Origin of the sequence: Methylorubrum populi, assembly GCF_002355515.1 — a bacterium.
Taxonomy (GTDB): domain Bacteria; phylum Pseudomonadota; class Alphaproteobacteria; order Rhizobiales; family Beijerinckiaceae; genus Methylobacterium; species Methylobacterium populi_A.
Map to the genome: position 1 here is coordinate 1,512,501 of NZ_AP014809.1, position 11,820 is coordinate 1,524,320.

Genomic DNA, 11,820 nt, shown 5'->3' on the forward strand with positions numbered 1-11,820 from the left:
TCGGCGGCCGCGCTGGTCAGCGGCCTGCTCTTCGGCTTCGGTCTCGCCCTGTCGGGCATGATGGACCCCGAGAAGGTGCTCGGCTTTCTCGATATTGCGGGGGCGTGGGACCCGAGCCTCGTCTTCGTCCTCGGCGGCGCGGTCGGCGTCTCGGGCCTCGGCTACCTGATCAAGGCGCGGATGGCACGGCCGGCGCTCGGCCCGCGCTTCGAGGTGCCGACGAAGTCAACGCTCGATACCCGTCTCATCGGCGGTGCCGTGCTGTTCGGCATCGGCTGGGGGCTTGCGGGCTTCTGCCCCGGCCCGGCTCTCGCCGGCCTCGTGCTCGGCCTGCCGCCGGTGGCCCTGTTCGTCGCGGCGATGCTTGCCGGCATGCTGCTTCACGGCCTGACGGCCAGCCGGTGGCCGGTGACCCGCAGCGCTCGGTGAGCATGGGGGCGATCGGCCTGTCGGAAGCGGCTGAGAGACAGGCGTCCGGGCTCTCTCCGGAGGGAAAAGCGCACGATGGCGGCGAGGCTTGACCCCGGCCCGGTCCCGTGCCTTTTGGCCCTCCTGGTACCAGACTCCGTAGCTCAGCTGGATAGAGCAGCCGCCTTCTAAGCGGCAGGTCGTAGGTTCGAGCCCTACCGGGGTCGCCAGGCTCCCTCCAAGATCGATGCATCGCCGTCGAGCGGAACGCCCGGCGCCACCGATCTCGTCCGCGCGGGAGGGTGCGTCGCCGGTGAGCGTCGTTTCGACGCCGCGGGGAGACCGACCGGTCCGGCCGTCGTTGCCAAGCGATCAGGAAGCACGCCGCTCACCCGGCCGGGTCCCCCCGCCGGGACAGCCTCCGGTGCGGGAGACGACCGCGATGGATCAGGCCGACACAGCCATGGACGTTGCCAAGAACGGTGACGTGGACGGAGACCCGAACGATGCTTTGGAGCGCCCGGTCCTGGGGCGCCCGCACGTCCGGATCGAGGGACGCGCCAAGGTCACCGGAGCGGCGCTCTACGCGTCCGATCGGCGCAAGCACGGCACCGCGCACGCCGCCCTCGTCACCAGCACGGTCGCACGCGGGCGGATCCGCGGCTTCGATCTCGCCGCGGCCGAGGCTGTGCCGGACCTGCTCGGGATCTTCACCCATCGCGATTTCGCGGGCGCGATCGCGCCCGTCCCGCATCTGATGGCCGGCGGTTACGCCAACTCCTCCCATCTCCCGCTCGGGTCGGACCGGGTGGCCTATGCCGGCCAGATCGTTGCCCTCGTGGTCGGGCGGACGCAGGACTCGGCAGCCCGGGCCGCCGCCTTGGTCCGCGTGCAGTACGCACCGGAATCCGCCGCCGCGACCTTCGATGATCCGGGCGCAGAGACCGTGCGGCTTGCCGATCTCAAGGCCCACCACGAAGACATCGCGACGGGCGATCCCGACGCCGCCTGGGGGGAGGCCGCGGCGCGGGTGGCGGCGCGCTACGCTACGCCGATCCAGCATCACAATCCGATCGAACTGTTCACCACGTGCTGCGCTTGGGAGGGCGACCGGCTCACCGTGTACGAGCCCAGCCGCTATATCGGCGCCGTCCGGCACGGGCTCGCGGCCCAGCTCGGCCTCGATCCGGCCCAGGTGCGGGTCGTCTCCGGTCCGATCGGCGGCCATTTCGGCTCGAAATTCGCCCTGGCGCAGTACACCGCCCCCGTCGCGCTCGCCGCCAGGAAGCTCGGTTGCCCGGTCTCGCTGGTGCCGACCCGGCGGCAATGCTTCACCATCGCCAATCACCGTCCGGAGACGCGCCACGACATCCGGCTGTCGGCGGACCGCGACGGGCGGTTCACCGGCCTCGTTCACGCGGCGGACGTCGTCACCTCGCGCTTCGACCCCTTCGCCATGGAGGGCGCGGACGTGACCGCGAGCCTCTACGCCTGCCCGGCGATCCGCACGCGGGAGCGGGCGGTCCGGGTCGACCGCAACACCCCCGGGCCGATGCGGGCGCCGCCGGAGGTGCCCTACCTGTTCGCCCTGGAGAGCGCCGTCGACGAGTTGGCTTGGCAGCTCGAGCTCGATCCGATCGAACTGCGCCGCCGCAACGACACCGCCCGCGATCCGGTCTCGGGCAAGCCGTTCTCGAGCCGGCCGCTGATGGCCTGCTTCGACGCGGGAGCGGCCGCCTTCGGCTGGGTGCGGCGGTCGCCGCGGGTCGGGACGATGCGGGTGGGATCGATGCAGGCAGGATCCTGGCGCGTCGGCCTCGGCTGCGCCGCCTCCGTGCGGCCGGTGAAGATCGCCGCGGCGACGATGCGGCTGCGCCTCTCCGCGGACGGAGCGGCGGAGGTGGCGTGCGCCCACCACGAGATCGGCAACGGCATCACGACGCTGCTGGCGATGGGAGTGGCCGAGAGGCTCGGCGTGCCGGTGGAACGGGTCCGGGTCGAGCTCGGCGACACCACCCTTCCGGCGGCCGGCCTCTCGGGCGGATCGAGCACCACGACGAGCCTGATGAGCGCGCTGGCGCTTGGCTGCGAGCAGCTGCGCGAGCGGCTGGCGCAGGAGGCCACGGCTCCGGGCCGTCCGCTGGCGGGCTGCAACCCGGACGGTCTGCGCCTCGCCGGCGGCCGGCTTACCGCGCCCGGCGGCGGCGCGCTGCCACTCGCCGAGGCGGTCGCCCTGATCGGCGCGGACGGAGTCGAAACGCTTGCCGCGTTCGTGCCCCCGGGCAGTGCCCCCGATGCGCTGGACGTTCTGCGCGCGGGACATATCGGCCTGAGTACGGGGGGTGACAGTCTCAAATGGGCGTTTGGAGCTCAGTTTGCGGAAGTCCATGTCCACGCCGAGACCGGCGAGATCCGGGTGGCGCGGCTGACCGGGGCCTTCGCGGCCGGCCGCATCCTCAACCCGCTGACGTCGCGCAGCCAGCTCCTCGGCGGGATGATCTGGGGGCTGGGATCGGCGCTTCTGGAGGAGACCGTCCTCGACGGGGGCGCCTACCGCAACCCCGATCTCGCCGAGTACCTCGTCCCCACCGCCATGGACACCGGCGCGGTCGAGGCACTGCTGGTGCCGGACCCCGACGAGGCCGTGAACCCGCTCGGGGTGAAGGGGCTTGGCGAACTCGGCATCATCGGCGTCAACGCCGCGATCGCCAACGCCGTCTACCACGCCACCGGTCGCCGCATCCGCAGGCTCCCGATCCGCATCGAGGACATGCTGTAATCCGCGACGCGTCTCAGTCGAAGCCCGGCCGAAGCTTCGAAGGAGGCGCGCCGGTGAAGCGCCGAGGCCGGATCGGGCCGGTCCGCCCCGTCGCCCTACCGCGCGAGCAGCCTGTCGTAGAGCGCGATCAGATCCTCGCCCTGATCCGCCGCCGTCCGGCGCGGATGCGCGGGCTGCGGCGGGCTCGCACGGAACCGCTCGGGATCGGCATCGATGCGCTGGAACACCGCGCGCAGCCCATCCGGAGATCCGACATCGACCCGGAAGCCGTTGACGCCCTCGTCGATATCCTCGCCGATCGCGCCGAGCCGGCTTGCCACAACCCAGAGGCCCGCCGCATGCGCCTCCCGCGTCACGAGCCCGAAACTCTCGGGCCAGAGCGAGGGGGCGAGCAGCACGTCCATCTCGGCGTAGAGTTCGCCGATCTGCTCCTGCGGCACCTTCCCGACGATCCGGACGGAGGTGGCGCCCCAGATCTCGTCGCTCACGTAATCGGTCGCCCTGGCATGGTCGACGAGGGTCAGGCTCAGATTCGAGAACCGGCCGGCCCGCAGGATCGCCTCGACCAGGGTGGCGCCCTTGTGCGCCGTGCGGCCGCCGATATGGCCGAGGCGGACGCGGCCCGTCGCGCTCTCCCGCCGCGCGACCGGTGTCAGGCGCGGGACGCCGTTCGGGATCGCGATCGTCTGCGGAAAACCCGCGTTGCGATATATGTCGGCGAAAGGCTCCGACACCGCGGCGATGGTCGCCGCCGCATCGAGCACCCGCGCCAGCCCGCGACGGCGCGCAATGGAGCCGGTGGGCGAGACGGATCGGCTCGTCGCATCGGCGAGGATGTCGGGCGTCGGCATTTGCACCAGCCCGTCCTCGTCGATCAGGAACTGGAAGTCCGAGATCCACCACGCGTCGTGGACGGTGACGATGTAGGGAATCTCCCTGTCACGCACCGCCTCGACCACGCTGGCCGTCAATTGCTGCACGCAGTGGACGTGGACGAGATCGGGCTCGAAGCGATCGAGGAGGGCTTCGAACGCCGAGCGTACGCTCGGGTTGAACGGGCGCCAGTCCATGTTCCGTCCATGCGGCGTGGCGATGCGGAACACGGGAATGCCGCGATAGGCGTCGATGCGGGTCTGATAGGGAAGCTCGGCCTCCATGTCGGAGGCGGCCACCGCCAGTTCGAACCGGTCCGCGGCATGATCGAGGATGTGGTCGACGTTGTCGCGCACGACCCGGGTAGCGCCCCCGACGGTCTGGGGCGGGAAGTAGACGTTGATCACCAGAATCCGCGGCTTGCCATCCCGGCGCGCGCGCGCAACGAAGCCCGCCGGTACGGGCGCGTCCTCGGCCGTGTGGCCGGCCCACGCCTCGGCAGCGGGCAAGGAGGCGCCCGGCAGCGGGCCGGCCGGCCGGTGCGGCACGGGCGGAGCGGCGAGAGCGCCCTTAAGCACCTCGACGGCGGCGCCCAGTCCGTAGGCGGCCAACGCCTTGTCCCGCGCCTGATCCCCGATCCTCCGGCGCAGGGCCGGATCGTCGATCAGCGTGGTGAGGGCCTTCGTCCAGTCCTGGACCGTTTCGGCGAGCAAGGCATCCTGCCGATCGACGAGGATCTCCCGGTAGGTGCGCGTCGCGCTGACGATCGAGGGGATGCCGCACATGGCGGCTTCCAGCCATTTGATCTCGCTCTTGGCATCGGCGAAGGGGCCGGGCGCGAGAACCGCGAGGTTGATGTCCGCCCCCGACAGCGCCTCCCAGTAGGCCGTCACGTCATCGGTGAAGCCGAGTTGGCGGACCCGGTGCGCGAACCGCCGAAAGCCGTCGCCGAGGCGCAGATAGCCGGCGATCACGAGACGGATATGAGGATTGCGCTCCATCACCGTGAGGAGCGCGGGCGCGGCGAGGTCGTTGAAGTCCTTGTTGTGCGCGCGGGTGCCCGATCCATAGAAGATGGTCAGGCTCTTCTCCGAGAAGGGCGCGCGCGGGCGCTTCAGGAAGGGGAGATTGCGCCCATCGAGACCGTTGCGCAGGACGTGGCAGACGCCCGAACGGACGAGCGGGCGCATCCGTTCGGCCAGCGCCGGCGTGGAGGCGAGGCCGATATCGCAGGCCCGCATGGCGTAGCGGAACAGCGGCACGCCGTATTGCAGATCGACATATTGCTTGGGCGTGATCTGGCCCTCGAAGCTTTCGAGGGGATCCGGGAACATGGTCGCGTCGAAGACGATGTCGTCGATCTCGTAGATCGTCGTCAGGCCGAGTGCCCGCGCGTAGAGAATGGCGTGCAGGACGCCGGGAAAAGCCGCCACGCGGTAGAAGATCACCGCCGAGGCGCGGTCGAGAGCCGGCCGGCACTCGGCCGCCTCATCCTGCCGGAACACCTCGACCGTCCAGCCACCATGCTCGAGCTGCTGGATCTTCTGCACGACGCGGTAATGGTCGCATTGGGGCAGGTCGCGGTTGGCGACGATGACGACGTGTCCGTTCGCCGGAACCGGGAGTGGCGCCGGCAGCGGATCGATTGCCTCGATCAGGCTGCTGATCTGGTCGAGGCAGGCGGTGAGGCGGTCGTCCGCCTCCTGCCGCCGGCCGGCGGCGTAGTCAGCGCGCGCCTTCTCGCTCGTGAGCGCGAAGGACGCCACGAGGGCGCGATGCGCGGCGGCGCGCCAATGCGCGTTGGCATGCCATTCCTCGGCCGAGTGCCGGACGCGGTCGAGCGCCTCGGCCACACCACTCGGCCGCGCGAGCAGACCGTCGATCGCGTGGACGTGGCTCCATACGACGGCGCCCGGCACATCCGCCGCATTCACGAAGGCGCGCGCGGCTTCGTTCGTGCGGTTGAGGGCGCGCAGCGCGTCGCCGCGCCGATGATGGAGGCGGCCGGTGACGAGGCCGGCCTTCAGCGCCCGGTCGAAGGCTTCCTTGGCCGTGAGAACATTGTCATGGACGAGATGGTACTCGCCGATCCGCTCGAGCAGTTGGGGCGAGCAGACCTGCCGCACCGGCTCAAGGTCCCAGAGACGGAAGCCCTCCGTGATGAAGTGGCGGAGGGCGTTAAGCCGCCCGGACGGCGGTGGAGTGATTCCTTCGGGGAGCAGGGAACGGTAGGCTGTCTCGTCGAAGCTCTCCGGGAAGCGCTCCTCCCCGAGCAGCTGGAGCAGCGCCGCCGCTTCGGTGCCGGGCTCGCCCTTCTGTAGTCCTTGACCGAGCCAGCGGCGGTACAGGTCGGCATCACTGGTGCCGGCAGGAGCCTCCGGGTTGGTCGAGCGATAAAAGGCGGGGTCGAAGCGCAAGCTCAGAGAGATCGGCGCGAGCCGGTCCACCCCATCCGTGAGGAAGGCGACGAGCCCCTCCATCCGCGAGGTGGGCGTGCGCGGCAGCCACGCCTCGTTCAGCAGCGCGAATTCGTGGAGCACGAAGAGGTCGAGCCACCGCCCCGGGAGGACCCGTGCGGCAACCAGAAGGTGGCCGAAGCTTTCAGGACGGCGTGCGGCGGGACGTCCCCCACTCGACGCGCTATTCGACGCGAGCAGGCGCTCGTATTCCTGATCAAGGAGCGGTCGATCGGCCCGGTAGGCACGCCCCTCGAGCCGCCCGAAGCGCAGATAATGCTCGCTCAGTTCCCACGGCTCGGACAGGCCGGCCAGATCGTCGTAGAGCGCCCGATAATGCTCCGGGACAAAATCCTTCGGCAACGAACCGCTGTCGCGCTCCAGGGCAGCGATGAGGGCTGCAGCGTTGCGAGCACGCCCCTCTTTTCGGCCGTGCTTGACGTAATGCTCCCTGAGCACCTTGCCGTCGGAGCCCAGAACGGCGAGGTCCGGATAGTAGCGCCGATAGAAGACGGGATCGAAGCCGCCTTCGCCTGTCAGCGTTCCGGACCCTCGCAGCCGCGGTCCACGCGAAATCTTCGCGAGCCCGACCCGTTTCGAGAGCAATTGCAAGCTGCGCCTGAGCACCGTCAGCGACCTCGCGCGTCGATTGATCCACGATTTTCAGGCAGGAACCCGGCCGAGGTTCCCGGACGGATCAGATGACCGATGGGTGGATGCAGCATCAATCCGGACGATGCATGGGACAGGATCCTATCGCCTCCCGCGCGCTGCGTCCGCGCAGGGCAGCATCGAGCGGGGGGAATGCCTGCCCCAGGTCTCTGAACGGATCGCCAAGCCTCACATCGTGCCTCTCGACCGCACTGCAACAAGCCAAGCAGTAGCCATTGCGCCGATCCGGGGCAATCCTCCCACCCGACAACCAGAAAACGGGAATCGATTGGCGCGGACGAAACGCCATCGTTGCACAATCGACGTCCGGTTTTCCAAGCACAGATCGCGTCGGTCAGGTCGAAGCTGCCCGATTCTCAGAGTCGCGACCGAGGCTCCTAACTGTTCAACGGCAATGAATCACGACGTCTCAGCTGAAAATCTGACAATCGATCTCTCGCGAAGATCGATTGATCACCGCGGTCGGTATATTTTAAAAAATTACTACTTGATTGGAAAATAACAAAATTTTAGCCATAAAAGAAATGCAACATCTGATTTCTGGGTTTTTCAATAAAATGGGATCGTAATGTCAATACTGTGAAGGCTAGATCCAAGCCTTTGCGGGAGTGCCACGAGGACCCCAACGCCGAGCGCCGGAACGGGCTCTGACTTCGCGTAAAACGGATGCCTCCGGCCGTGTCCTGGTCAAACCACGGAACTTCGAGAGCACCGCCCATCCGGAACGGGAACGCGCTGTGCTCCTCAGATCCGCTCTCGAGCCTTCAGGCGCGCGCCGATCGACCGCATTGCGCGGATCGGATCCGGCTCATTCACGGCGTCCCGATGAGCCAGTAACCCGGCGGCCGCCTTCGGCCGCGTCCTATTCCCGGATCGCGGCGAGGCGGGCCGCGGCGGCGTGCAGAGCCGGATCGTCGCGCGAGCCGCTCAGGGCGTAGGCCGTCCGGCCGTTGCGCCAATAGGCGGTCGTCCCGTCGCTCGAACGGGCCACCGGCTCGCCGCCCTCGGCCAGCGCCAATCCGCTGCTGTTCTTGGCGAACAGGGCGAGCTCACCGATCTCGGCCGATTGGATCGAGATCTCGATCCCGGTGCCCTTGCGGCTCGGGAAGATCTGTACGTCGCGGACCACCCAACCCTCCGGCAGTGGCGGCAGATCGACGCCGGTCGCCGCTTCGAGATCGGCGGGATCGTAAACCGAGGCCATGGGCTGGCTGGTCGTACGGGCACGGATCTGAACCGCCTCGCGCGCCTGCTTCGCCTCCTCGGCCAGGGAGGGATCGATCGGCGAGGCGAAGGAGCCGGGCACGCCGAAGCTGCCGCTCTCGGTGTGGGCGAGCCACCCTGCCCCGACCAAAACCACGACCGCCGCCGCCCGGCGCAGGCGTGAGCGGACCCGCTGCCAGGCGAAGGCGCGGTCGATCCGGCGCGCGCCCATGCGCAACCGCTCCGGCGGCAGGCTCGGCACCGACAGGAAGGCTTCGCGCAGGGCGTCGCGGTCGCGCAGATCGGCCATGACCTGCAGCGCATCCTCGGGATTGCGCGCGAGATGCGCCTCGACCTCCAGGCGACGCATCGGGTCGAGCTCGCCATCGACATAGGCGATAAGATCGGTTTCCGTGACTGGATCGAGCATCAGCCCACTCCGACTGTCCTGCTTGCCCACCGCCCAGCCTTGCCGCTCGTCGGTGCTGCTCTTTCAACGCTTCATCGAGGCCGTCAATTCCCGCTGACGACACGCAGATGTGAACGGCCGCGGTCGGGCCCGTCGTCGGACGCGCCGGCCTTACCCTTGCGGTGCCCCTCTTCGAAGGCGCGCAGGGCTGCCCGGCCGCGGCCGAGCCGCGACATCAGGGTGCCGATCGGGATGCCCAGCACGGCGGCGGCGTCGGCATAGGCCATGCCTTCGAGGGTCACGAGGTGAAGCGCGGCGCGCTGCTCCTCGGGCAGGCTCTCGAAGGCCTTGCGGATCTGCATCAGCCGAACCTGCCCTTCCTGGGCCGGCGGGGCCATCTCCTCGGAGAGCTGCACCAGCACATCGGCATGGCGCGCCTCGACCCGCTTGCGGCGCTGCTCGTCGATGAAGACGTTGTGCAGCACCGTCATCATCCAGGTGCGGAGATTCGTGTCGGGTCTCAGGTTCGCACGCGATTCAAGAGCGCGAACCATTGTGTCGTGAACGAGATCATCCGCCTTGAGCGAATCTCGTGTCAGCGATCGAGCGTAGCGCCGCAGGGGCACCAGCAGATCGACGATATCGGAGCGTTGCGCGCGCGTTCGATCGAGCACCATAAACCGTTGACGTTCGTCCGGGGACTTTCATCCCCCCATTCCGCTGCGAAGGCGAAATTTCGCGAAAAAAATTCCGGCGAGCTGCTCGGAGCCTGGTCCAAGCCGGGCACTGCAACGGAATCAACGCCGGTGAAAAGACACGACCCCGGGCCGGATGTCGAATCCGGCCCGGGGTCGCGTTCGTCTTCGTGTACTTTCCGGTCACCCCGACCGGTTGCGGCGACGGGGCGAAGGCTTTGAGGGATCCTCAGTTCTCCTCGTCGCCCGGCTCGAACACTTCGGGCTGGGTCGAGGCGGCGCTGGCGACCGGGGTCGGCGCTTCGATGGTCGAGGGCACGTTCACGCCGTCGCGCTTGTAGATGTCGTCGCGGAACTGGACCGTGCCGTCCGGGGTCGCCCAGGCGGTGATGTAGGTCCAGTAGACCGGCACCGGCTGCGTGAGGCGGGCGTCGATGCGCTGGCCGCTCTCCACCGCCTGCTCGACATGGGCGCGGTCCCAGCCGGGCGTGTCCTTGAGGAGCCACGTGATGTATTCGCGCACGTTCTGCACGCGCACGCAGCCCGAGGAAATGAAGCGGAAGTCGTCGCCGAACACGCCGCGGGAATTGGTGTCGTGCATGAACACGCCGTGCGGGTTCGGGATGTTGATGCGCACGACGCCCATCGAGTTGAAGTCGGCACCCGAATCCTGGCGGTAGGTGTAGCGGGTCCCCTCGTCCGAGTTCCAGTTCACGGAGCGCGGCGAGATCTCCTGTCCCCCCGAGAGGATGCGGATCTTGTTGTCCGTGAGGTAGTTCGGATCCTTCTGCATCTTCGGGATCAGGTCCTTCCTCACGATCGAGGCCGGGACCGTCCAGGTCGGGTTGAAATTGATCTCGACCGCCTTGGCATTCATGATCGGCGACTGACGGTCGATCTTGCCGACGCCGGCGGCGTGCAGGGTCACGACCTGGCCGTTCTCCACCGTCTGCACCAGGGCGGCGGGGATGTTGGTGATGACGAAGCGCCGGCCGAGATCGCCCGAATAGGAGCGCAGGCGGATCACGTTGGTCTCGAGCTGGCGCAGGCGCACGTCGGCGGGGACGTTCATCGCGGCCTGCGTCGCCGGGCTCATCTGGCCGGTCTGGGACAGGCCGTGCCGGGCCTGGAAGCGCTTCACGCCGGCCGCGACGTAGGAATCGTAGGTGCCCGCGCCGCCGGCCGTGGCATCGAGGTCGCCGGTGACGATCAGGCGCTGGCGCACCGCCGCCACCGCCGGGCCGCGGGAGCCGATGCGAAGGCCGGCCGCGCCGGTCACGGCCTGCCAGCCGCCGCGCGAGACGATGGCGCGGTACTTCTCGACCATCGCCTCGGTCGCCGCGATGGTGTCGGGCGAGAGGATCGGCGTCGAGGAGCGGTGCACCTGCATGGTGGTGGGCGAGGAATAGTCCTGCGCCCACTCGGCCTGGGCGAAGCCGGCCTCGCGCGCGAGCGCCGGGCCGGCGAGCAGCGTCGCCCCCAGCAGGGCGGCGGCGAAAGGACGGGCAAAGGGACGGAAACGGGGTTGGCGCGCGGTCTGCAGCATCGATCCGGGCTCTGGATTGAGGGTGCGGTCGGTGAAATCGACCGAGGTCCCGGTTCGAACGCCCCGGGTGTCTAAACCAGGGCGTGAGAGACCAAGTCTCGGCCAAGTTCTCGTGCCGCGGTTGTTGCGGTCTCGTGGTTAAGAAGCCATGCCGTTCCGGGCCATATTGTGGCGTCCGGGTGTGGCGGCGCACGCAAAGAGATCCGGAACCGCTTCCGCGAGGGTTTCACCCGGACGCGGCGCGGCGGCCAAGGGCAGCGGCGGAGGGCGGCGCGAAGAGCGGCGGAATGGCACCGGCCCGGCCCCTACCGGAGCGGCGCGAAGCGGCGTAAGGCTCGTGCCCATGCCGAGCCCACGCCGCGACCGGACCGGAGGAGCGCCGCGCGTCCTGCGCGGGCTGACCGCCGTGGCCGCGCTCTACGCGCTGGTGCTCCAGGCCCTGCTCGGCGGCATCGCGGCGCTCCCCATCGCGGGCGCTCCCGCTTTCCTCTGCCTGTCGAGTACGGGCGAGGCCGTCTCCGCCGAAGCCGCAAAGGACGGGCTTCCGGCTCCGGATGTCCATCACGCCGGTTGCTGCACCGCCGCGCACCACCCGCCCGCCGCCGCGCTTCCGCCGCCCCCGTCGGCCGCGATCGCTTGGCCCGAGCGGGAGGCCGTGCGCGCCGATTGGTCCGGCGCCCAGCGCCGGGCCGGCCGGCCTCCGCCCTTCACCCTCGCCCATGCCCGGGCACCGCCGGCTGCCTGACCCGCTCGATCGCCGCGATCCTTCGATGTCAGAC

General features: G+C 69.1%; 7 protein-coding genes and 1 tRNA gene (1 of these 8 cut by a window edge). 4 read left to right on the plus strand and 4 right to left on the minus strand.

Annotated elements, in window-relative coordinates:
* The 3 genes from MPPM_RS06940 to MPPM_RS06950 all read left to right on the plus strand — a co-directional run.
* A protein-coding gene (locus MPPM_RS06940) for a YeeE/YedE family protein (RefSeq protein WP_096484416.1) crosses the window boundary here: on the plus strand, nucleotides 1–429 show its 3' portion. It extends 15 nt beyond the left edge of the window; only the last 429 of its 444 coding nucleotides appear in the window; the start codon falls outside the window, past its left edge; its stop codon occupies nucleotides 427–429.
* A 132-nt stretch (nucleotides 430–561) separates the two neighbouring features.
* Nucleotides 562–638 (plus strand) — tRNA-Arg (locus MPPM_RS06945).
* A 212-nt stretch (nucleotides 639–850) separates the two neighbouring features.
* Nucleotides 851–3,187, plus strand: coding sequence for a xanthine dehydrogenase family protein molybdopterin-binding subunit (locus MPPM_RS06950; protein ID WP_173807886.1), 2,337 nt, complete (start codon nucleotides 851–853; stop codon nucleotides 3,185–3,187).
* A 95-nt stretch (nucleotides 3,188–3,282) separates the two neighbouring features.
* Here MPPM_RS06950 and MPPM_RS06955 read toward each other — a convergent pair whose 3' ends face one another.
* The 4 genes from MPPM_RS06955 to MPPM_RS06970 all read right to left on the minus strand — a co-directional run bounded on the left by MPPM_RS06955 (nucleotide 3,283) and on the right by MPPM_RS06970 (nucleotide 11,041).
* Complete coding sequence (locus MPPM_RS06955) at nucleotides 3,283–7,143, minus strand: glycosyltransferase (protein ID WP_096484417.1); 3,861 nt, start codon at nucleotides 7,141–7,143, stop codon at nucleotides 3,283–3,285.
* Nucleotides 7,144–8,050: 907 nt separating this feature from the next.
* Entirely contained in the window at nucleotides 8,051–8,821 is a 771-nt protein-coding gene (locus MPPM_RS06960; protein ID WP_096484418.1) for an anti-sigma factor family protein, read from the minus strand.
* Between the two features lie 83 nt (nucleotides 8,822–8,904).
* Complete coding sequence (locus MPPM_RS06965) at nucleotides 8,905–9,477, minus strand: sigma-70 family RNA polymerase sigma factor (RefSeq protein WP_096484419.1); 573 nt, start codon at nucleotides 9,475–9,477, stop codon at nucleotides 8,905–8,907.
* Nucleotides 9,478–9,724: 247 nt separating this feature from the next.
* Complete coding sequence (locus MPPM_RS06970; protein WP_096484420.1) at nucleotides 9,725–11,041, minus strand: L,D-transpeptidase family protein; 1,317 nt, start codon at nucleotides 11,039–11,041, stop codon at nucleotides 9,725–9,727.
* A gap of 343 nt (nucleotides 11,042–11,384) precedes the next feature.
* Here MPPM_RS06970 and MPPM_RS06975 point away from each other — a divergent pair, with 343 nt between their 5' ends.
* Nucleotides 11,385–11,786, plus strand: coding sequence for a hypothetical protein (locus MPPM_RS06975; RefSeq protein ID WP_096484421.1), 402 nt, complete (start codon nucleotides 11,385–11,387; stop codon nucleotides 11,784–11,786).
* Nucleotides 11,787–11,820 lie beyond the last annotated feature (34 nt).